This is a genomic window from Pseudomonas sp. EL_65y_Pfl2_R95 (genome assembly GCF_963971045.1).
Classification (GTDB): Bacteria; Pseudomonadota; Gammaproteobacteria; order Pseudomonadales; family Pseudomonadaceae; genus Aquipseudomonas.
Genome location: NZ_CAXAOV010000004.1, coordinates 62,330 through 84,535, shown reverse-complemented (window position 1 = coordinate 84,535; position 22,206 = coordinate 62,330). Strand labels below are relative to the sequence as shown.

Genomic DNA, 22,206 nt, shown 5'->3' with positions numbered 1-22,206 from the left:
GCCAAGCTTGGCGCTACAAGCGTTTACTGGCTGGGTTCAACCAGTAGTAATACGCCATTTTGCCCGGTGACGCGCACCGTGCTGCCAGCTGGCAGGTCGGGGCCGCTGACCAGCCACAGGCTATCGCCTGCTTTGATTTTGCCACGGCCACTGCTGATGGCTTCATGCAGGGTGAACTGGCGGCCGACCAACTCGCTGCCGCGATCGTTGAGACCGGGTTGATCCGAGATTTTCCCGGCGGTGCGCTGGCGCTTCCACCACAAAACCGCAGTAAGCACTGAGAGCACCGCAAACAACATGAATTGCAGTGCCCAGGGCAATGTCGGAATCACGTAGGTGACGATGCCGACACCGGCCGCTGCAACGCCAATCCACAACAGGTAGCCGCCGGCACCGAAGACTTCCAGAATCAACAACAGGGTGCCAAGCGCCAACCAATCCCAAAATGTCAGGTGTTGTAGAAAATTGAGCATTACTTGGCCTGCTTGTCGCCAAAGGTGGCTTTGATAATTTCACCAATGCCGCCAACTGAACCGATGAGCTGGCTGGCTTCAAGTGGCATTAACACCACTTTGCTGTTGTCGGCGCTGGCCAACTTGCCTAGGGCATCAATGTATTTTTGCGCAACGAAATAGTTGATCGCCTGCACGTCACCTTGGGCAATTGCCACGGAGACCATGCGCGTAGCTTCCGCTTCTGCAGCAGCGGCTCGCTCACGGGCTTCTGCCTGGAGAAAGGCAGCTTGACGTTCACCTTCGGCTTCAAGGATCTGCCCCTGCTTCTTGCCTTCAGCGGTCAGAATAGCAGCGGAGCGTGAGCCCTCTGCCTCTAGGATCTGTGCGCGCTTCAAACGCTCGGCTTTCATCTGGCTCGCCATGGCGTTGACCAAGTCAGCGGGTGGGGTGATGTCTTTGATTTCAATGCGGGTGATCTTGATGCCCCACGGCGCGGTGGCTTCATCGACGGTGCGCAGCAGGCGCTCGTTGATGGCATCCCGTTGGCTGAGCATGGCGTCAAGCTCCAGGGAGCCGAGCACGGTGCGGATGTTGGTCATCACCAGGTTGCGGATGGCGTGATCGAGGTTGTTGACCTCATAGGCGGCTTGGGCGGCGTTGATCACCTGTGAAAAACACACCGCATCAATCTGCACGATGGCATTGTCGGCGCTGATCACTTCCTGCGGCGGAATATCGAGCACGGTTTCCATCACGCTGAGCTTGCGGCCGATACGGTCAACCAGCGGTACGATGATGTTCAGACCCGGTTTGAGGGTGTTGGTGTAGCGACCGAACCGTTCAACCGTCCATTGTGAACCCTGCGGCACAACCTTGAAGCCCATGAATACCACGGCGACGGCGAGGCCGACGAAGAGGAAGATGACACTGCCGCTACCGATGTCCATATAGTAATCCTTGATCTGGTCTGGCGTTGTTAGCCGGTCATCTAAACACGGCTGGTTTTTTAATGTCGCCAAGTGGCTCTCAGCAGGGGCACCGCAGCACTATAAAATCTGAACATTTCAGCTTTATAGCGCTGCGCAACTGTTTTTAAGCGAGTTAGGCGCTACCGTTGTTCACTTTGCGGGGTAACGCGCAGCACTTCTTCTATCGTAGTCTGCCCGGCAGCGACTTTTTGTGCCCCTGACAAACGCAGGCTGCGCATGCCTTCCTTAAATGATTGGCGGCGCAGGGCAACCAGATCGGTTTCGGCGCTGAGCAGCGACTTAATCCCGTCATTGAGCAGCATGATTTCATAAACCCCAGCACGGCCGCGGTAGCCGGTATCGCGACACTCCAAGCAACCCACCGCTTTGTGCGCGCCCGTTGGCAGCGGGGCATTCCAGGGCTTGGTCAGGCTTTGCCAGTCATCTTCATTGAGCTCGTGCGGGGTTTTACAATGTGGGCAAAGGGTGCGCACCAAACGCTGCGCCATAACCCCCAACAGGGTGGCTTTGAGCAAGTAATGCGGCACACCCAGCTCCAGCAGACGGGTGATGGCGCTGGGGGCGTCGTTGGTGTGCAGTGTGGACAACACCAAGTGCCCAGTGAGTGCGGCCTGAATCGCCATTTCAGCCGTCTCGAGGTCACGAATCTCTCCGACCATGATGATGTCCGGGTCTTGCCGCATCAGTGAGCGCACACCGCTGGCAAACGTCAGGTCAATATTGCTCTGCACCTGCATTTGGTTGAAGGCCGGCTCAATCATTTCGATGGGGTCTTCAATGGTGCAGACGTTGACCTCATCGGTCGCCAGCTGCTTCAGGGTGGTGTAAAGCGTGGTGGTTTTACCTGAACCGGTCGGACCGGTCACCAGGATGATGCCATTGGGTTGGCCAGTCATGCCGGTCCAGCGTTTCAGGTCGTCTGCGGAGAAGCCCAATTGATCGAAGCTTTTGAGCAGCACTTCCGGGTCGAAAATCCGCATCACCAGTTTTTCCCCGAATGCGGTCGGCATGGTCGACAGGCGAAGCTCGACTTCGCCGCCATCCGGGGTTTTGGTCTTGATCCGACCGTCCTGGGGTTTGCGCTTTTCTGCAACGTTCATCCGCCCCAGGCTTTTCAAGCGGCTAACCACCGCCATGGTCACTTGCGGCGGGAATTGATAGACCGTGTGCAGCACGCCGTCGATTCGAAAGCGCACGCTGCCTTGCTCGCGGCGTGGTTCGATGTGGATATCACTGGCGCGCTGTTGATAGGCGTACTGGAACAGCCAGTCAACGATATTGACGATGTGCGCATCATTGGCGTCGGGCTCCTGGTCCTGCGCGCCCAGGTTAAGCAGCTGTTCGAAGTTGCCGGTGCCGCTGACTTTCATATCCACCGCAGTGGCGCCGGTTACTGACTTGGCCAGCCGGTAAAACTCGACAGTGAAGCGCTGAATATCAACCGGGTTAGCCACCACGCGTTTGATTGGTCGCTTGAGCACATGGCGCAGGTCATCTTCCCAACTGCGCATCAGCGGCTGGGCACTGGCGATGGTGACGGCTTCCTGATTTACCGCCACGGCGAGAATCTTATGGCGTTGAGCGAAGGCGTAGGACATCAGCGGGGTGATAGAGGCGACATCGATCTTCAGCGGGTCGATGCGCATATACGGCTGCCCCGCGTATTCAGCCAGCCAAACCGTCAGGCTTTCCAGGTCAAGCTTTTTGCCGGGGCGGGCTAGATCGTCCAATTGCTGTGCAGCAAGAAACTCGAGTGGGTGTTGCTGGTTCTTGATTGCACTTCGCCGGATCGCCAAACACTGCTCGGCGCTGTCCTGATCGGCCCGGCCTTGCGTCACCAGCTCACGTAACAGGTCGCCGAGGTCAAGTACGCGGTCGGGTGTGGACGAGGTCAATACGGACATTGGGTTTCCTGCAGTTATTGCGAGATTCGTCTAGCTTGAAGCTTAGTGATCGACTTGTCAGCTAGTAGCACTTGATTCTGTAGAGTAGTCGGCTGCGCCAGAGTTCGGGCAGGATATAGTCTGAGCCATGCGGCGGGGTGTGGTACTTGGAATGGGCGAAAGCGAGACAATCAACAACTGCGCGATGTTCAGTCAAGCAGTCGCCGCGCCCCTTGCAGGCGCGGCTGAGTGGGTGCTTATTTGACCAGTTGACGCCAAGATTTAAGGCTGGCAACGGCAATTGCCTGAGCTTTGCGCGCGCTTAAGCACTCTTCATCAATTTCCCGATGCGCCAATTCGCTGAGTTTGATCATTTCGCCGTACAGACGATCAACCTCGGCCACCTCGAGAATACTGCGTGCCAGACGTAGCCACGCCAGTAAACGCTCGATGCGAGGCAGTTGCTCGGCGAGGTCTTCCGGTTGCTGCTGGTAACGCTTGAGTTGCAGGCTAGCGCCTTCTTCAGCGATCAAGGTTGGCAACCAGTTGGCCAGCGGCGCGGCGCCTTGACGATTACCCCGGTTATTACGTTCGATCGTCCAACTACGCGCCAGCAACCAACGCGACAGGTTCAGCGACAACTGGCCCCAGCGGGTGTTATTGAGCTCTTCAGCAAACTGAGCCGGAGCATTTGCACGCGCCGCTTCATCCCACTGGCCAGCGTGCAGGCGTGGACGCCAGTCATTGAGCAGGTTGTCGAGAATCTGGCGCAGCTCACTGCTGCTTGAGCGTGGCGCAGCTTGGCCGAGGCTGCCGAGCAATGCGCGCAGGTCAATCAGTTGCTCAAGCCAATCGTTGAGCAAGCGCCAGTGGCCGTTGAAACGGTATTGCTCGGCCAAGCGCTGGCTGCTACCGAGCAAGTGCCAAGCGATGGCAGTTAGGCTGTCATCAAGGCTTAGCTCGCCGTTCAGCTCAGGTGCTGGCAGGCTCAGGGAGTAGCTATTGGCATCAAACAGGCGGTAGCCGCGCTCAGCTTTGCTGATGTCGCAGGGCATTAACGGCAAGTCAGCAGCAAGCTCGGCTGCCAATTCGAGCAGGGCTTCTGGCTCGCCTTGACGCAGCTCGAGCTCCAATTCGCAGATTTCTTCTTCTTTACCGTCGGCGATGACTTTGCCGAGGTCCAGCGCCGCTTCGATTATCACTTTGCTTTTGCCACGGCCCCACGCGATATCCGTTTTCTGGCGGGTAAAGTCAGTGGTGAAGATGGGCTTCAGCAGTTTTTTGTCGAGCTCAGCCAGTTCCGCCGGCCAGCAGCTTTCGTCAAGCTTCTTCAGATCGAGCTTGGCTTTAGCCAGCTGCCAGTCCCACTCATTGCGCTCTGACAGACCGGCTACACTTTGCCCACGGCTTTTCAGTGTTTGAATAAAGGCGTCGCCGTCGCGGCGTAGGCGCAAAGCAACTTTAGCTTGAGCCAGGTCACGAGCAGGGGTATCAAAATATTGATTTAATAGCTCATGTTGCTCCCAGCCCGCCTTACTGCGCTTCTTCAGCAAAGGGTGGGCACGCAAGGCCTCTAAGGTCTCGCGGCTGATGCGTAACTTAATTTCTGTTTCTTTGAGCATGATGGTGCGCTTTTACGCCTACTATAATTTGTGACAGTCCGATGACCGTGCTGGCGAGCATAAGGTGCGATCCGTATACTTGCCGCCTTCTTTAATCAGGGGTCCACCCTATGCCAATCAATCCGTTTGTAAGCCTGTTCGGTCGTTCACCCATCGGCCCTATGCAGCAACATATCGCCAAAGCCCACGAGTGCGCGGCGAACCTCGTACCTTTTTTCGAAGCCGTTATGGCTGAAGATTGGGACAAGGTAGAACAGGTACAACAGGAAATGGCTCGGCTTGAAAATGAAGCCGACAAGCTGAAAAAGGACGTGCGCTTACACTTGCCGAAAAACTTGTTCCTGCCAGTGCCTCGTTCGGACCTGCTTGAACTGCTGAGTGTACAGGACAAAATCGCTAACCGGGCCAAGGACATTGCCGGGCTGATGCTTGGCCGTCGAATGACCATTGCCGCTTCACTGCAGCCGGAAATGCGCATTTATGTGCAGCGCTGTGTTGATGCCAGTGCTCAGGCGCTGAAAGCAATGAAAGAACTCGACTCGCTGTTGGAGGCTGGTTTCGGTGGCCGCGAAGCAACGCTGGTTGAGTCGATGGTAATGGAGCTTGAAGAAATCGAGCGCGAAACCGACGTCATGCAGGTGTCTGTTCGCCGTGCGCTGTTCAAATTGGAAAAGGATCTTCCTGCAGTCGATGTGATGTTTCTCTACAAGGTCATCGAATGGCTTGGCGATGTAGCCGACCGCGCTGAGCGTGTAGGTAACCGACTGGAACAACTGCTGGCGCGCTAAGCGTCAGTGTTCTTTCTGGGAATGACGGAAATTATTTTATGTCTTTGATTGCGGACTACGGCTTCGTGCTTCTTGTCCTTGCCTGCCTTTTCGGTTTTTTTATGGCCTGGGGCGTGGGTGCCAATGATGTTGCCAATGCCATGGGAACTTCGGTTGGCTCACGTGCTTTAACGATTAAACAAGCGATCTTCGTCGCCATGATCTTCGAGTTCACCGGCGCCTATCTGGCCGGCGGACAAGTAACGGAAACCATCAAAAGCGGAATTGTCGATGCGTCGATGATCAGCCCGGGATTGATGGTACTTGGGATGATGTCGGCCTTGCTGGCAGCCGGAACCTGGTTGTTGGTGGCGTCCACTAAAGGCTGGCCGGTTTCTACCACTCACTCGATTGTCGGTGCGGTGATAGGTTTTGCTGCAGTTGGGGTGTCCTTCGATGCGGTGCATTGGTCGGGTGTGATGCCGATTGTGGCGAGCTGGGTGATCTCGCCTGTGCTGTCAGGTCTGGTCGCGTTTGGCGTGTTTATGAGCGTACAGAAGCTGATCATCGACACGGATGAGCCTTTCGTAAACGCCAAGCGTTATGTGCCGCTGTATATGTTCGCAACCGGCTTCATGGTCTCGATCATGACCATGACCAAAGGCCTTAAACACATCGGCCTGGATCTCACCGGTGCCGAAGGTTTTATGCTTTCGGTTGGCGTGGGTCTTGTGGTGATGGTTTTGGGCATTATCCTGCTCAGCCGGATCAAGGTTGACGTCGAAGCCGATAAAGATTTCCACTTCGCCAGTGTTGAGAAAGTTTTCGCAGTATTGATGATTTTCACTGCCTGTTCGATGGCGTTCGCCCACGGTTCCAATGATGTAGCCAACGCTGTTGGTCCCTTGGCTGCTATTGTCGGGGTGATTAATTCCGGTGGTGAAATGGTCGGTGCGAAAGCGGCCCTGCCGAGCTGGGTGTTGCTGCTGGGGGCGGTGGGTATCGTTATCGGTTTGGCGACTTACGGCTACAAAGTGATCGCCACAATCGGTAAGGAAATCACCGAGCTGACGCCAAGCCGTGGCTTTGCTGCCGAGTTGGCGACTGCGACCACTGTGGTCGGTGCTTCGGCCATTGGTTTGCCGGTCTCGACCACGCACACCTTGGTTGGTGCGGTATTGGGTGTCGGTATCGCGCGGGGCATTGGTGCCTTGAATCTGGGTGTGATCGGCAAGATCTTCATGTCGTGGTTGATCACCCTGCCGATTGGCGCCGCACTGTCGATTTTCTTCTTCTTTATCCTGCGCGCGATTTTCGGCGGAGTCTGATAAGGCGGAAGTTTTGCCAGCTCCGAATGGTGGCGGTCGTAGGGTGGTCAACGCGAAGCTTGGCCACCATGGGTTTCGAATATTCGCAGATATTTATGACCGTTAATGGTGGCTGAAAAAAGCGTCAACCACCCTACAATAGCGGCAGCCACCGAGCGGGAACAGCGTTTTTTGCCGCGCCAATTCTGGGCTGGCAGTGGTAAATGAATTTGAGGGTTTAAACTACTTAAGCCTTGCCTCTATGATGGGGTCTCGCAAGCGGAGACAGCCATGACCCTGCCCAGCTTTAAAGAACAATTCGCCGCGCTGATTGCAGCGCCATCGGTGAGTTGCACCCAAGCCCATTGGGACCAGACCAATCGCCCGGTTATCGACCTGTTAACGACTTGGCTCGAAGACCTTGGGTTTGCTTGCGAACTACAGGAAATCACGCCGGGTAAGTTTAACCTGCTCGCCAGCTATGGTTCCGGGCCTGGCGGTTTAGTGCTGGCTGGACACAGCGATACCGTGCCCTTTGATGCCGCGTTGTGGCAAACCGATCCACTGAAGTTGACTGAAGTCGATGGCCGCTGGTTGGGGCTTGGTAGTTGCGACATGAAGGGCTTTTTCGCGTTGATTATCGAGGCCGTGCAGCCTTTGCTGGATCAGCCGTTCAAGCAGCCCTTGCTGATTTTGGCCACCTGCGATGAAGAAAGCTCGATGTCAGGTGCACGTGCCTTGGCTGACGCAGGACGTCCGCTTGGCCGCGCGGCGGTGATTGGCGAGCCGACCGGCTTAAGGCCGATCCGCATGCACAAGGGCATTATGATGGAGCGCATTGATATCCTGGGTCAGAGTGGGCACTCATCCGACCCAAGCCTGGGTCATAGCGCGCTTGAGGCCATGCAGGCGGTCATGGGCGAGCTGCAGCAGCTGCGCAAGCAATGGCAGGTTGAGTATCGCAATCCGCAATTCAGCGTGCCGCAACCCACACTCAACTTGGGTTGTATTCACGGTGGTGACAATCCCAACCGCATTTGTGGGCAGTGTTCACTGGAGTTTGATTTGCGCCCGCTGCCGGGCATGGAGCCCGAGGCATTGCGCAGCACAATCAAGCAAAGGCTCAAGCCATTGGCTGAGCAGCATCAGGTGAAGATTGATTACGCGCCGCTATTTCCCAGCGTGCCACCGTTTGAGCAGGTGGCAGATGCCGAATTAGTGCGTTTGGCTGAACGTTTAACCGGGCATCAGGCCGCAGCGGTAGCCTTTGGTACTGAAGCGCCTTATCTTCAGCAACTGGGCTGTGAGACGCTGGTGCTTGGCCCCGGTGATATTGACTGCGCCCACCAGCCGGGAGAGTTCCTGGAAATGTCACGTCTTGAGCCGACAGTACGTCTGTTACGTGAATTGATTAAAAGCTATTGTCTTACCCACGACAACCGTGCCTTAGGCCAATTATCTTGAGGAGTCCAAGCGTGACGAAGTCTCAACTGCGACGATAAAACGGCAAGGCTTTGCGTTTTCATCTGTCTGGCGTCTTAAGCTCTCTGTAGCGCGCCGTGTTCTGCGTCATGTTCTCGACTCACAGGTTTTATTGAATGCACGATTACGTAAATTGGTTACGTCATGCTTCGCCTTACATCAACGCTCATCGGGACCGCACATTCGTTGTGATGCTGCCCGGCGACGGCGTTGCTCATGGGAACTTCGGTAATATCGTCCACGACCTGGTGCTGTTGCACAGCTTGGGTGTGCGCTTGGTGCTGGTCCACGGCTCTCGCCCGCAAATTGAAGCGCGGCTCAATGCTCGTGGGCTGACGCCGCATTATCACCGTGACCTGCGCATCACCGACAGCCCGACGCTGGAATGTGTGATTGATGCGGTGGGTCAGTTGCGTATCGCCATTGAGGCGCGCCTGTCGATGGACATGGCCGCCTCTCCGATGCAGGGTGCACGGCTGCGCATTGCCAGCGGCAACTTTGTTACGGCTCGGCCGATTGGCGTGGTTGATGGTGTTGATTATCACCACACCGGCGAAGTGCGGCGCATCGACCGCAAGGGCATTGGTCGTTTGCTCGATGAGCGCAGCATTGTCTTGCTCTCGTCGTTGGGCTATTCGCCAACCGGTGAAATTTTCAATTTGGCCTGTGAAGACGTTGCGACGCGCGCCGCTATCGACCTGGCGGCAGACAAGTTGATTCTGTACAGCCCGGAACTTGGCCTGCTCGATGAGAATGGCAAGCTGGTGCGTGAATTGCTGCCGCAGCAGGTGCCGGCTTATGTGCAGCGTCTGGGCAGTAATTATCAGGCCGAATTGCTCGATGCCGCCGCTCAGGCTTGCCGCGACGGCGTACAGCGCACCCACATTGTCAGTTATATCGAAGACGGTGCGCTGCTCAATGAGCTGTTCACCCGTACCGGTAACGGCACGCTGGTTGCGCAGGAGCAGTTTGAGTCGATCCGTGAGGCAACCATCGAAGATGTCGGCGGTTTGATCGAGTTGATCAGCCCGCTTGAGGACCAGGGCATTCTGGTGCGACGCTCGCGTGAGGTGCTGGAGCGTGAAATCGAGCAGTTCAGCATCGTCGAGCGTGAAGGGCTGATCATTGCGTGCGCCGCGCTGTATCCCATTGCCGACTCCGATTACGGCGAGCTGGCGTGTTTGGCGGTTAACCCGGCTTATCGCCACGGCGGCCGCGGCGATGAACTGCTGGAGCGCATTGAAGACCGAGCTAGAGCCATGGGCCTGAAAAATTTAATGGTCCTCACCACACGTACCGCGCACTGGTTCCGTGAGCGTGGCTTCAGCCCCAGTGGCGTCGAGCGACTGCCAGCGGCACGGGCTTCGCTGTATAACTTCCAGCGTAACTCCAAGGTGTTTGAGAAACCGCTGTAAGGTCGGCGATGCCTAAATCAAGTCCCGCCGGGCATGAGGTTTGGTGCGAAATGGTGGCTGAGAACAGCGTCAGCCACCCTACCAAAGCCTAAAGCAACACAGCGTCAAGCGCCCGTAGCTGGTCTTGGCTGCTCTGGCAAAAACCAGTTGAGCAGCAGGGCGCTGATGCCGCCGGTGGCAACTCCGGATTCCAGCACATTGCGCAGTGCGGCGGGCATATGGGCCAGAAATTCTGGCACCTGCGATACGCCCAGCCCCAAGGCCAATGACACCGAAATAATCAACAGGGCACGGCGATCGAGTTGGGTGCTGGCGAGAATGTTGATGCCCGAAGCAGCAACGGCACCAAACATCACCAGCGCCGCACCGCCCAGTACGGGCTCAGGTACAGCCTGGATGATCCCGGCAACGCTGGGGAACAGGCCGAGCAATACCAGCATCGCGGCAATCCACAGGCCAACATGGCGACTGGCAACGCCGGTCAATTGAATCACGCCGTTGTTTTGCGCAAATACCGAGCTTGGGAAGGTATTGAAAACACCTGCCAGCAACGAGTTAGCGCCATTAACCAGTACGCCGCCCTTGATTCGTTGCATCCATTGCGGGCCATCCACCGGTTTGCCGGAAATTTTGCTGGTGGCGGTGATGTCGCCAATGGCTTCCAGCGACGTCACCAGATAAATCACCAGCATTGGAATAAACAGCGACCAGGAAAACCCAAGGCCGAAATGCAACGGCAGCGGAACTTGAAATACAGCCGCCTGATGCATGCCTGTGAAGTCCAGACGGCCCATATACGCCGCCATTGCGTAGCCTGCGGCCAGCGCGATGACAATTGCGCAACTGCGCATCCACACCACAGGGATACGGTTAAGTACTACGATGATCGCCAGCACAGTACCCGAAAGCATCAGGTTTTCGGCATTGGCGAAAGTGCCGTTGCCCATCGCCGAAAAACCGCCGCCCATACTGATCAGGCCGACCTTGATAAGGGTCAGGCCAATCATCAGCACCACAATGCCGGTGACCAACGGGGTAATCAGGCGCTTCACAAATGGCAGGATGCGCGATACGCCCATCTCGACAAATGAGCCGGCGATGACCACGCCGAAAATCGCCGCCATCACCGCTTCCACGGGTGTGCCTTGCTTGACCATCAGCGCGCCGCCCGCAATCAGCGGGCCGACAAAGTTGAAGCTGGTGCCTTGCACAATCAGCAAGCCCGCGCCAAAAGGGCCGAAGCGCTTGCACTGAACAAAGGTGGCAATACCTGAAATCACCAAAGACATCGACACAATCAAATTAGTGTCGCGGGCAGACACGCCCAGCGCCTGACAAATCAGCAGGCCGGGGGTGACAATCGGCACGATGATCGCCAGCAAGTGCTGCAAAGCGGCAATCAAGGCGATAAAAGGCTTTGGCCGCGAATCAGGACCATAGACCAGCTCGCTAGCCGCCGCTGCTTGGGTAGGAGAATCTGTTGGGGAAGTCATACCGCCGTCCGCAAAAAGCCGCGATTCTACAGCGTTGAGCTTGAACGGACGATAGCTTGCCGACTTGAGGTTTGGCGAGGCGCTGTTGAACCCCGTTCTATGCTGTTCTGACTTCGTTGAGCAGCTCGGGATGGTGGTCAAGTAGTCTAAGCAACTTCACCAATGCCAGTGGCGGCTTGGTTTTACCATTTTCGTAACGTGAGAAGGCATTCACCCCACCGCCAAATATCTCGGCAGCCTCGCGCTGATCGAGTACTAGTTTCTTGCGTACGCGTGCAATGAAGTCAGGGTCGACAATGTTCGCATTGACCTGCTTCGAGAAGGCGCGCATTTCACGCATCACCCGATCTGACTCAGCGGCATCAAGCACCGATTCGCCACAGGCTGGGCAAAAATCCCCCGTCACCTTGGTAACAACAGTGGTTTCACTCTTGTAGGTATAGGGGACATCGCGGCTATCGCGAACAAGATGCGCAGCACCGCAAACAGGGCATTTCATCTTTATAACTCCTTGAATGACAGGATCAGCACGTCATCAATCACCGTCAGTTTCAGGTACAGGGCACCCACCTCTGTGCTTGGGCGGTAAACATCTTGCCAAATCCTATGGTCTGCTTGAGTGGTCATACTCTTGTAAAAGTCTGCAGTGGTAAGCGCCATCAGCACTTCCAGCATGTCGCAGAACTCGAGCCCCAGCTCGCTTGCGCCGATACGGGCCGAGTGGGTCGTGCGTACCTTGCCGGCCTTAATTAAGGCTTTAACCACTGCTAGTTTGCAGTGAGGAGTTCCTTTTTCCATGTGCTAAAGATTAACCTACTAGGTTTATATTTGGCAACTAGGTGAATTTAGTCTGAGGCGCTAAGCAGGGGAATTTTGCGTCGGATAAAACGACAAAAGCCGCTAAATAGCGGCTTTTGTCAGTGCAGGTGGTGGGGTTATCCGACCAGCTTATCCAGCAGGGCCTTATCGCGCACTGCACCTTTGTCGGCGCTGGTGGCGAGCAGGGCGTAGGCTTTTAGCGCAGTGGTCACCTTGCGGGTCCGCGGCGCTACTGGCTTCCAACCTTTTTTGTCTTGCTCGGCGCGACGTGCAGCCATTTCCTCATCGCTGATCAACAGGTTGATGCTGCGCTGATGGATGTCGATCAGCACTTTGTCGCCTTCCTGCACCAGACCAATCGCACCGCCGGCGGCAGCTTCTGGTGAAGCGTGACCGATGGACAGACCCGATGTGCCGCCGGAGAAACGACCGTCGGTGAGCAGTGCGCACGCTTTGCCCAGACCTTTGGATTTCAGGTAGCTGGTTGGGTAGAGCATTTCCTGCATGCCCGGGCCGCCTTTCGGGCCTTCGTAGCGGATGATAACGATGTCGCCTTCTTTGACTTCGTCATTGAGGATGCCTTTGACCGCACTGTCCTGGCTCTCGAAGATCTTCGCGCTGCCTTCGAACACGTGGATCGACTCATCGACACCCGCCGTTTTCACTACGCAGCCATCAAGTGCGATGTTGCCGTACAGCACAGCCAGGCCGCCTTCTTGCGAGTAGGCATTGGCGACGCTGCGGATGCAGCCGTTTTCACGGTCGTCATCGACAGTATCCCAGCGGGTCGACTGGCTGAATGCGGTCTGTGTTGGAATACCAGCAGGGCCCGCGCGGAAGAAGGTGTGCACCGCTTCATCTTTAGTCTGGGTGATGTCCCACTGCGCGATCGCCTCGGCCATGTTCGGGCTGTGGATGGTCGAAACGTCAGTGTGCAGCAAGCCGCCGCGCGCCAGTTCGCCAAGGATCGAGAAGATACCGCCGGCGCGGTGAACATCTTCCATGTGGTATTTCTGGATATTGGGTGCGACTTTGCACAGCTGTGGAATCTTGCGTGACAGGCGATCGATATCGCGCAGGTCAAAGGCGATTTCGCCTTCTTGCGCCGCGGCCAGCAAATGCAGGATGGTGTTGGTCGAACCGCCCATGGCGATGTCCAGGCTCATGGCGTTCTCGAACGCCTTGAAGTTGGCGACATTGCGCGGCAGTACCGAGTCGTCGTTTTCGCCGTAGTAGCGTTGGCACAGCTCAACAGCCAGGCGGCCGGCGCGCAGGAACAACTGCTCCCGGTCAGAGTGGGTGGCCAGCGTCGAGCCGTTGCCTGGCAATGCCAGCCCCAGTGCTTCCATCAGGCAGTTCATCGAATTGGCGGTGAACATACCCGAGCAGCTGCCGCATGTTGGGCAGGCGCTGCGCTCGTATTCGGCGACTTTCTCATCTGATGCGCTTTCGTCAGCGGCAATCACCATGGCGTCAACTAGGTCCAGGCCGTGGCTGGCGAGCTTGGTTTTACCGGCTTCCATTGGGCCGCCAGAAACGAACACCACTGGGATGTTCAGGCGTAACGCGGCCATCAACATGCCGGGGGTGATTTTGTCGCAGTTGGAGATACAGACAATGGCGTCGGCACAGTGGGCGTTAACCATGTATTCAACTGAGTCGGCGATGATTTCGCGACTTGGCAGCGAATACAGCATGCCGTCGTGACCCATGGCGATGCCGTCATCGACCGCGATGGTGTTGAATTCCTTGGCCACGCCGCCGGCCTTTTCGATCTCGCGGGCGACTAGCTGGCCCATGTCCTTGAGGTGGACGTGGCCAGGCACGAACTGAGTGAATGAGTTGGCGACGGCAATAATCGGCTTCTTGAAATCCTCATCCTTCATGCCAGTGGCACGCCAAAGGGCACGGGCGCCAGCCATGTTGCGGCCGTGGGTGGAGGTTTTCGAGCGATAATCAGGCATGACGGTTTCCTGCAGCTAATAACGGTTGGCGGGCGCCTGTAAAAACAACTGTGGCGGGTAACGCAGTGGTTTTTACAAGCGCCCTTAAATACGTAGGGTGAGCCGGGTTCAGGCACAACGCAAACGGAAATATCCGGATGTCGGTCTGAGGCCGTCGGTGGCGCGGGGTGGGCGCGAGACGACCAGCTCCGCCGAGGTGGGGCAGGAGACTTCTGATTCTAATCCCTGCAAGCGTGTTGGCGAAAGGGTTTGGGCGACTGATGGACGGGTTACTCGCACGTTGCGTGCGCACTTCACCCGTCGATTACGCCTCGACGCCGCGCAAACGCGCTGAGCGTCGGCGCAGCAGTTCGAGGGTCACCAGCATGATAATTGAGAGCAAGATCAGCAGCGTGGCAATCGCCAGAATGCTCGGGTTGATCTGCTCACGCAGGCCCGAGAACATCTGTCGGGGAATGGTGCGTTGTTGCGGGCCGGCCATAAACAGAATCACCACGACTTCATCGAAGGAGGTAATAAAGGCGAATAGCGCGCCGGAAATAACGCCGGGGCGTATCAGCGGCATGATGATGTCCCAGAACACCCGCACCGGCCGAGCACCAAGGTTTAACCCGGCGCGCACCAGAGAGTAGTCGAAGCCAGCCAGGGTCGCCGTCACGGTAATAATCACGAAGGGCGTGCCGAGTGCAGCGTGGGCCAGAATTACCCCCAGGTAATTGCCGGCCAAACCCAGGTCTGAATAGAAGAAGAACATGCCGGCGGCGGTGATGATCAGCGGCACAATCATTGGTGACAACAGCAACGCAGTGATCAATCGCCGTGCAGGCATGTCATCGCGGGCCAGTCCAACTGCTGCGCAGGTGCCCAATATTGTGGCGATAAGGGTCGCGCAAATGCCGATAAAGAAACTGTTCTTGATTGCCAGAATCCATTTTGGATCGCTGAAAATTGCGCTGTACCAACGTAACGAGTACGCCTCAGGCTGGAATGTCAGCATGCCCTTGGTGAAGCTAAAGAAGGGTTCGACGTTAAACGACAGCGGAATAATGACCAGAATCGGCATGATCAAGAAGAACAGCACCAACCATGAGCTGCCTTTGAGAAGCCAGCTGCCAAGGTGATACCAGAAACCGAAATATGCAGGAGCCTTGGCCATGGTCTAACCCAACTTGATATTGCTGGCGCCGACAAAACGGTCGTACAGCCAGTAGAGCAACAGAATCAGCGCGAGCAACAGCGAACCCAGCGCAGCGGCCAGCTCCCAGTTGTTCGAGCGCTGCATATGGAAAGCGATAATGTTGCTGATCATTTGGCCATCGGTACCGCCGACCAGCGCCGGGGTGATGTAGTAGCCAACCGAGATAATAAACACCAGCAAGGCCCCAGCACTAAGGCCAGGCAGGGTCATGGGGAAGTAAATCTTGGCAAAGGCCGGGATCGGTTTGTCCCCCAGCGACAAGGCGGCGCGCATATAACTGGGGTCGATACCACGCATCACGCTGTACAGCGGCAAGATCATAAAGGGCAACAGAATATGGGTCATCGCCACCACTGTGGCAAACGAGGTGTAGAGCATTTCGAACGGCTCATTGGTCAAGCCGATGCCCATCAAGAATGAGTTAATCACGCCATTGGTTTGCAACAGGGCAATCCAGGCCGTGGTGCGCACCAGAAGTGAGGTCCAGAAGGGCAGCAAGACCAACACCAGCAGCAGATTTGCGCGGTTCTCGGATAGGCTCGCAAGGTAATAAGACAGCGGGTAACCCAGTGCAGCGCAGAGCAGGGTGATCACCAGCGCCATGCTCAGGGTTTTGCTGTAAAGCTGCAGGTAGATTTGGGTTTCTTCACGCACTTGAATTCCGGTGTCGGGTTTTAGCTCGAGGTCCAGTGCGGTCAGGTAATAGTCATAAGTGTATTTTTCGCCGGCACGCTGGATGGCATACCACAGGTCGGCTCGCTGCCACTTGGGGCTGGCGGCGAGCAAGGTTTTGGCGCCTTTATCGATGAGGTCATCGCCCTTGAGTTTGCCGACTTTCCGGGCGGTGGACTTAACCACGCTGGACATGCCGGTGTAGGCGCGGTTGATCTCTTCTGCGAGCTTGCCTGACAGGCGTTCTTTGGCCAGGCCATTAAGCTCGACAGCAAAAATTTGCAGGGTGTGTTGGTTGGGGACTTCCTTGCCGTCCCAGTCTTTCAGTGCATTGAGGGTGTGCGGAATCAGTTCGGCCACAGTCGGGTGGTGCACGCTGCGCCAGAGCATGCTGGCGATTGGGGCAACGAAGGTCAGTAAAATAAACACCAGCAGTGGCACCACAAACATAAACGCGGTAATGCGTTTTTTGCGGTACGCGCTGGCTGCTTGTCTGGCTTCAGTGGTGGTTAACGATGACAAGCCTGAACTCCATCAATCTGCGATAAGGGCTAAAACCAGCCGGGCGGCGATGGCGTCGCAGCCCGGCGGATGGAGCATTATTTACTTGAGCAACCACTCGTTGAATTTCTCACCGAGTGACTCGCCGTAGTCTGCCCAGAACTCAGAGCCGGCGCGGATACCTTGGTCCAGATGAGCCGTTGGTAGGTGCGGCGCTGCAGCCGGATCCATCATGGGCGTCGAAGACTTACGGGTTGGGCCGTAGGCCACATCACTCATCCCCGCCAATGGCTTGGACTGGGTGGCGTAAGCGATGAACTTGAATGCCAGGTCTTTCTTCGGCGAGCCTTTCAGCACAGCCCAGGCGTCGAGGTCATAGACGTGGCCATCCCAAACGATCACGAAGGGTTTGCCTTCTTTACGGATCGAGTCATAGAAGCGACCGTTTGCCGATTGCACCAGCACGGCGCCGCCGTCATTGAGCAGTTGCGGCGCTTGCGACCATGAGTCGAACCAGACGATGTCTTTTTTGATGGTGTCGAGTTTTTTGAAGGCGCGTTCCTGACCTTCAGGTGTGGCCAGCACTTCGTAGACATCTTTTGGCGCTACGCCGTCAGCCAGCAGAGCCCATTCCATGTTCACCTGTGGACGCTTGCGCATGGCGCGTTTGCCGGGGATTTTTGCGGTGTCGAAAAAATCACCAATGCTGGTTGCCTTGGTGTCGCCAATGGTCTTCTCGTTGTAGGCAAATACCACCGACCAGACGATGTTACCGATCGCACATTCGTTGGATAACGCATCCGGGATAAAATCTTTTTCTGCCGGTGTGCCATCTACGCCGGCGGGCAGAATGTCGTGTGGAATGGTTTCGAGCAGGCCTTCAGAGCAGGCGCGCTCAAGGTCGATTACTTCAACGTCGACCACGTCCCACTGAATATTGCCGGACTCGACCTGAGCCTTCATTTCAGCCACACCGCCGGAGTAATCTTCGAACAGTACCTTGACTCCAGTGTCTTTCTGGAAGGGGTCAATCATGTGATTTTTTTGCGCTGCGCCGTAAGCGCCGCCCCATGAAACTACAGTCAAACTCTCTTCGCCATGTGCGCTAAACGACGCCAAACCTATGGCAGCCGTAAGGGCGAATGCGGAAATACTGGTGCTCAGTGATCTAGCCATATCAGTGCTCCATTGCCTGTTGTTGTGTGTTGGTATGCCGTTCTGGGAGTCTATGAAAACCACTGCGCTCTCTGTTTCTACGGCTTCTTTTCTACCGACTCTTTTCTACGGCGGCAGAGTGGGTGTCGCTTGGTTAAATTGTGGTCTGTGGCCCAGGCCGGTCCAGCGCCTGACTGTCTTGAGCAAGCCAGGCCAGGGCAACCTCATCTTCGGCGCTGAATTGCGGTGCAGAACTGTCGTTCAGGTTCTTGACCACCAATTCAGTGCCGTCTGCGGCTTGGAACTGGTAACGAATGTATTCACCGACATAGTGACGCGCGACGAAGCGGGCCTTGATCTGGTTACCGGTGCTGCCCAGGCGATCGGTGAACGTCAGCTTCTCGGGGCGCACGGAAATAGTGGTCGGCGCGCCAATCTCTGTGCAGTTGGCTTTCAGGCAACTGACCTGCGCACCGTCTTCGAGGCGCACGGTGACAGTGTCAGCTTCGACTGCGGCAATGGTGCCATTGAGCTTGTTGCTCTCACCGATGAAATCAGCCACGAATAAATTGGCCGGGCTTTCGTACAGCACGTGTGGCGCGGCGCATTGCTGGACGACCCCGTTGTTGAATACGGCGATGCGGTCGCTCATGGTCAGCGCTTCGGTCTGGTCGTGGGTGACGTAAATTACGGTGAAACCCAGCTGTGCATGCAGGCGTTTGATTTCGAACTGCATCTGCTCACGCAACTTTTTGTCGAGCGCGCCAAGCGGCTCATCCATGAGCACGATATCCGGTGCGAAAATCAGTGCGCGGGCCAGTGCGACGCGCTGCCGCTGGCCACCGGAAAGTTGTCCGGGGTGGCGGTTGCCAAAGGCCTGCAACTCAACCAACGCCAGATACTCATCAACCTTGGCATTGATTTCGTCTTTGCCCATCTTGCGGACTTTCAGCGGATACGCGAGGTTCTCGCGCAGGGTCATATGCGGAAACAGGGCATATTGTTGGAAGACCATGCCGATATTGCGCTGGTAGGGTGCGATGCTATTAACCGAGCGGCCATTAATAAGGATTTCGCCGCTGGTCACGTCCTCAAAGCCGGCAAGCATCATCAAACAGGTGGTTTTGCCTGAGCCAGATGGGCCGAGCAGGGTAATAAATTCGCCCTTGGCCACATCAAGGTTGAAGTCTTTGACCACCAGGCTCTTGTGGTCGTAGGTCTTTTTTACACCGGTGAATCGCAGGAACGGTTTGTCCCCAGCTTGCTCAGCCATACAACTCCCCACCTGAAAACGAAAACAAGTCCTGGCTTGCGGCCAGCACCTGTGTATTTTTTTACCAGCAGTAGCGCCTGCTCATCTGCGATCTGCTGTTATTGATACGCCCTAATAACGGAGTACAAAGCAATTACTACGCCAAGCAAAACAGAGAGCCTGTTTCAAGCATCGCTTTGTCGTTAAGCCTAGTTGCCGACGGGCTTTTAGCCACTATGGGTGTGGGAAGTTGTAACAAGTGCACAGCATTAGGCACCCTAATACCCGCACAGTATCGGTGCGTGGTTGCCCGGGATGGAGGTGAGGGGGCGGCGCCTAGCGTCAGCAATGTGTCGCGGCTAAGTCCGCTCAACGGCAGTGAGTGACGTGAGTAATGAGGCGCTAGCCGCAAGTAAGGGAGGATGGAACAACTGCGCCCGGTAGGTGATGGTCCTCCTACCGGGCGCAGCTGTAGAGAGCCTGCGTTGGGATCCTAGCTGTTCGGCAGCAAGCGGCAGGTCAGGCTCTTGATATAGCGGGTTTCAACGATGGCCGGGTGTACCGGGTGATCCGGGCCTTGCGCGCCGCGCTCAAGCAACTGGATGTTGCGGTCAAGGTGACGGGCGCTGGTCAGCAGAATATTCTGCAGGTCGTCTTCCGGCAGGTGCATGGAGCAGGATGCGCTGACCAGAATGCCGTCTTTATTCAGCAAACGCATAGCCTGCTCATTGAGGCGGCGGTAGGCGGCTTCACCGTTCTTCATGTCTTTTTTACGCTTGATAAACGCAGGTGGATCCACGATCACCACATCGAAGCGTTCTTCAGCGGACTTCAATTCCTTCAGCGCGGCGAAGGCATCGCCTTCAACGCAGACCACTTGCTCAGACAAACCGTTGAGCGTGGCATTGCGCTCAACCCCATCGAGGGCGAAGCTTGAGGCATCAACGCACATCACTTCAGTGGCACCAAAAGCAGCAGCTTGCACGCCCCAGCCACCGATGTAGCTGAACAGATCCAGTACCCGCTTGCCTTTTACATAAGGTGCCAGACGCGCACGGTTCATGCGGTGGTCATAGAACCAGCCGGTTTTCTGGCCTTCAATGACCGGCGCTTCGAACTTCACCCCGTTTTCTTCCAGCGCGACCCATTCAGGCACCACGCCGAAAGCGGTGTCGACATAGCGCTCAAGGCCTTCGGCATCACGCGCTGCTGAGTCATTTTTAAGCAAGATACCGCTTGGTTTGACCACCTGAATCAGCGCTGCCAGTACGTCATCTTTGTGCCGCTCCATGGTCGCGGAAGCCAGCTGCACCACCAAAATGTCGAAGAAGCGATCCACCACCAGGCCTGGCAGCAGATCAGAGTCGCCATAAACCAAGCGATAACAGGGCTTGTCGAACAGCCGGTCACGTAAGCTCAGGGCCACATTGATGCGATGCACCAGCAAGGATTTATCCAGCACATGTTTGACGTCGCGGGACAGCAAACGTGCGCAGATCAGGTTATTCGGGCTGAGAGCGACAACACCGAGCGGCTTGCCGCCAGCGGCTTCCAGTATCGCCTGATCACCAGCGGCGAAGCCATTCAGCGGGGTGGCGGCCACATCAATTTCGTTGCTGTAGACCCAAAGATGGCCGGCGCGCAGGCGTCGGTCGGCATTGGCTTTCAGGCGCAGGCTGGGCAGGGACATTGGCTACTCTCCGGGAAAAGAGCGGAATTATAGCGCAGTCGCTGTCCCTGGCGCCTGGGCGAGCTGGTTTTAAGCATGGGGAAGTGGGAAAATTATCAGCTGAAACAGCTACTGAGTTGGCGGCATATGCCCGAATTACCTGAAGTCGAAACCACCCGTCGCGGTATTGCACCGCATCTCGTTGGCCAGCGTATCAGCCGGGTAATAGTGCGCGACCGGCGTTTACGCTGGCCGATCCCGGAAGACCTGGATGTATTGGTCTCAGGCCAACGTATTGAAGGCGTCGAGCGGCGCGCCAAGTACCTGCTGATCAAGCTCGAAACCGGCAGCTTGATTAGCCATTTGGGCATGTCTGGCAATTTGCGTTTAGTACCTTGCGGCGCGCCTGCGGCCAAGCATGAGCATGTTGATATCGAACTCGAATCGGGGATGGCGCTGCGCTACACAGACCCCCGCCGTTTCGGCGCGCTGCTCTGGAGCAACACGCCACTTGAACATGTGCTGCTGAGCAAGCTGGGCCCGGAGCCATTGACCGATGCCTTTGCGGGTGAGCGCTTGTTTGAGAAATCGCGGGGCCGCTCGATGGCGGTTAAACCCTTCATCATGGATAACGCGGTGGTGGTCGGCGTGGGCAATATTTATGCGACCGAAGCGTTGTTCGCCGCCGGGATTGATCCGCGCCGTGAGGCCGGCAGCATTTCCAAGGCGCGGTACGTCAAATTGGCGCTGGAGATTAAACGCATTCTGGCCCACGCAATTGAACGGGGGGGCACCACCTTGCGCGACTTTATCGGTGGAGACGGTCAGCCCGGTTACTTCCAGCAGGAATTGTTCGTGTACGGCCGTGGCGGCGAGTTCTGCAAAGTGTGCGGCAGCACCTTGCGTGAGCTGAAGCTGGGGCAGCGCGCCAGTGTTTACTGCCCGCAGTGTCAGCGTTAGGGCATCAATGGCCTGGGTTTAGGGCGATTGAGGCGTGGGTAAATAGCCGCTAAAGAGTGATGCAGTCTGCGAAAAAACCAGTTGGCGGTGCTTGTTCACGGATATTGAAGTTAATCACGCTGACAATTGGCGCAGCGCTGATATAGTTATATGAACTGACTCTGTATCGTTGAAGGATTATTCCATGAATCTGTTTCGCTCGATCGCTGTTGTCCTGGCGCTTTCCTCTGGCCTGCTGGCACTACCGGCGTCGGCTGAAGTGGTTCAGGAAGACGTTAACACCAGTGGCGATCCTATCTACACCGCCAATGCCCCTAAAGCCTACTCGATGATTGGCGACCTGCTGATTGCCCGTCCGCTGCTGATCGGTGCGACCATCATCGGCACGGCGGCCTTTATCGTCAGCCTGCCGTTCACTGCTTTGGGCGGAAATATTGATGAAGCGGCCACCGCGCTGATTCAAGAGCCGGGCCGTGAGGCTTTCCAGCGTTGCCTGGGCTGCACCAGCGTGGGTTACAAAGGCGGCAACTGAGTTCTACTCAGGTTCAAAAAAGCCGGCGAATTCATAATCGAAGCGCCGGCTTTTTTGTGCCTGACGATTGG

Annotated in this window: 19 protein-coding genes; 6 read left to right on the top strand and 13 right to left on the bottom strand. The window is 56.5% G+C overall.

Features of this window, described 5'->3' with window-relative positions; translation table 11 throughout:
* Positions 1 to 23: 23 nt before the first annotated feature.
* The 4 genes from AACY09_RS13845 to AACY09_RS13830 form a co-directional block, all read right to left on the bottom strand.
* On the bottom strand, positions 24 to 473 hold the full coding sequence (locus tag AACY09_RS13845; protein WP_339488832.1) for an NfeD family protein: 450 nt from the start codon (positions 471 to 473) through the stop codon (positions 24 to 26).
* Positions 473 to 1,396, bottom strand: coding sequence for an SPFH domain-containing protein (locus AACY09_RS13840; RefSeq protein ID WP_339489369.1), 924 nt, complete (start codon positions 1,394 to 1,396; stop codon positions 473 to 475). Before AACY09_RS13840 ends, AACY09_RS13845 begins: the two co-directional genes overlap by 1 nt.
* 167 nt (positions 1,397 to 1,563) lie before the next feature.
* Positions 1,564 to 3,348, bottom strand: coding sequence for a GspE/PulE family protein (locus tag AACY09_RS13835; RefSeq protein ID WP_339488831.1), 1,785 nt, complete (start codon positions 3,346 to 3,348; stop codon positions 1,564 to 1,566).
* Between the two features lie 236 nt (positions 3,349 to 3,584).
* Positions 3,585 to 4,949 carry a CYTH domain-containing protein gene (locus tag AACY09_RS13830; protein ID WP_339488830.1) on the bottom strand — a complete coding sequence of 455 codons (1,365 nt, stop codon included), beginning with the start codon at positions 4,947 to 4,949 and terminating at the stop codon, positions 3,585 to 3,587.
* Between the two features lie 110 nt (positions 4,950 to 5,059).
* Here AACY09_RS13830 and AACY09_RS13825 point away from each other — a divergent pair, with 110 nt between their 5' ends.
* The 4 genes from AACY09_RS13825 (at position 5,060) to argA (ending at position 9,920) form a co-directional block, all read left to right on the top strand.
* Positions 5,060 to 5,737, top strand: a complete 678-nt coding sequence (locus tag AACY09_RS13825; RefSeq protein ID WP_339488829.1) for a TIGR00153 family protein — start codon at positions 5,060 to 5,062, stop codon at positions 5,735 to 5,737.
* 38 nt (positions 5,738 to 5,775) lie between these two features.
* A complete protein-coding gene (locus AACY09_RS13820) occupies positions 5,776 to 7,044 on the top strand; it encodes an inorganic phosphate transporter (protein ID WP_339488827.1) in 1,269 nt (422 codons plus the stop codon).
* 270 nt (positions 7,045 to 7,314) lie between these two features.
* Entirely contained in the window at positions 7,315 to 8,487 is a 1,173-nt protein-coding gene (gene argE, locus AACY09_RS13815; protein ID WP_339488825.1) for an acetylornithine deacetylase, read from the top strand.
* 134 nt (positions 8,488 to 8,621) lie between these two features.
* The gene (gene argA / locus AACY09_RS13810) at positions 8,622 to 9,920 is read left to right on the top strand and encodes an amino-acid N-acetyltransferase (RefSeq protein ID WP_339488823.1); all 1,299 of its coding nucleotides are present in this window, start codon (positions 8,622 to 8,624) and stop codon (positions 9,918 to 9,920) included.
* A 104-nt stretch (positions 9,921 to 10,024) separates the two neighbouring features.
* Here the strand turns inward: argA and AACY09_RS13805 are convergent, their stop codons facing one another.
* The 9 genes from AACY09_RS13805 to AACY09_RS13765 form a co-directional block, all read right to left on the bottom strand.
* Positions 10,025 to 11,413 (bottom strand): nucleobase:cation symporter-2 family protein, encoded by a 1,389-nt coding sequence (locus AACY09_RS13805; protein ID WP_339488822.1) that lies wholly within the window; start codon positions 11,411 to 11,413, stop codon positions 10,025 to 10,027.
* A gap of 97 nt (positions 11,414 to 11,510) precedes the next feature.
* Positions 11,511 to 11,912 (bottom strand): type II toxin-antitoxin system MqsA family antitoxin, encoded by a 402-nt coding sequence (locus AACY09_RS13800; protein WP_339488821.1) that lies wholly within the window; start codon positions 11,910 to 11,912, stop codon positions 11,511 to 11,513.
* A 2-nt stretch (positions 11,913 to 11,914) separates the two neighbouring features.
* Complete coding sequence (locus AACY09_RS13795; RefSeq protein ID WP_339488820.1) at positions 11,915 to 12,211, bottom strand: type II toxin-antitoxin system MqsR family toxin; 297 nt, start codon at positions 12,209 to 12,211, stop codon at positions 11,915 to 11,917.
* A 137-nt stretch (positions 12,212 to 12,348) separates the two neighbouring features.
* Positions 12,349 to 14,196 carry a dihydroxy-acid dehydratase gene (gene ilvD, locus AACY09_RS13790; protein ID WP_339488818.1) on the bottom strand — a complete coding sequence of 616 codons (1,848 nt, stop codon included), beginning with the start codon at positions 14,194 to 14,196 and terminating at the stop codon, positions 12,349 to 12,351.
* 304 nt (positions 14,197 to 14,500) lie between these two features.
* Positions 14,501 to 15,352 carry an ABC transporter permease gene (locus tag AACY09_RS13785; RefSeq protein WP_339488816.1) on the bottom strand — a complete coding sequence of 284 codons (852 nt, stop codon included), beginning with the start codon at positions 15,350 to 15,352 and terminating at the stop codon, positions 14,501 to 14,503.
* Positions 15,353 to 15,355: 3 nt separating this feature from the next.
* Positions 15,356 to 16,588 carry an ABC transporter permease gene (locus AACY09_RS13780; protein ID WP_339488815.1) on the bottom strand — a complete coding sequence of 411 codons (1,233 nt, stop codon included), beginning with the start codon at positions 16,586 to 16,588 and terminating at the stop codon, positions 15,356 to 15,358.
* An 81-nt stretch (positions 16,589 to 16,669) separates the two neighbouring features.
* A complete protein-coding gene (locus AACY09_RS13775) occupies positions 16,670 to 17,743 on the bottom strand; it encodes an ABC transporter substrate-binding protein (RefSeq protein ID WP_339488814.1) in 1,074 nt (357 codons plus the stop codon).
* Positions 17,744 to 17,876: 133 nt separating this feature from the next.
* Complete coding sequence (locus tag AACY09_RS13770) at positions 17,877 to 18,995, bottom strand: ABC transporter ATP-binding protein (protein WP_339488813.1); 1,119 nt, start codon at positions 18,993 to 18,995, stop codon at positions 17,877 to 17,879.
* A 472-nt stretch (positions 18,996 to 19,467) separates the two neighbouring features.
* Positions 19,468 to 20,664, bottom strand: coding sequence for a class I SAM-dependent rRNA methyltransferase (locus tag AACY09_RS13765; protein ID WP_339488812.1), 1,197 nt, complete (start codon positions 20,662 to 20,664; stop codon positions 19,468 to 19,470).
* Positions 20,665 to 20,790: 126 nt separating this feature from the next.
* Between AACY09_RS13765 and mutM the strand changes: the two genes are divergently transcribed.
* Together mutM and AACY09_RS13755 are read left to right on the top strand one after the other, a co-directional pair.
* On the top strand, positions 20,791 to 21,603 hold the full coding sequence (gene mutM / locus AACY09_RS13760; RefSeq protein ID WP_339489368.1) for a bifunctional DNA-formamidopyrimidine glycosylase/DNA-(apurinic or apyrimidinic site) lyase: 813 nt from the start codon (positions 20,791 to 20,793) through the stop codon (positions 21,601 to 21,603).
* A gap of 184 nt (positions 21,604 to 21,787) precedes the next feature.
* Positions 21,788 to 22,135, top strand: a complete 348-nt coding sequence (locus AACY09_RS13755; RefSeq protein ID WP_339488811.1) for a multidrug transporter — start codon at positions 21,788 to 21,790, stop codon at positions 22,133 to 22,135.
* Positions 22,136 to 22,206: the final 71 nt, after the last annotated feature.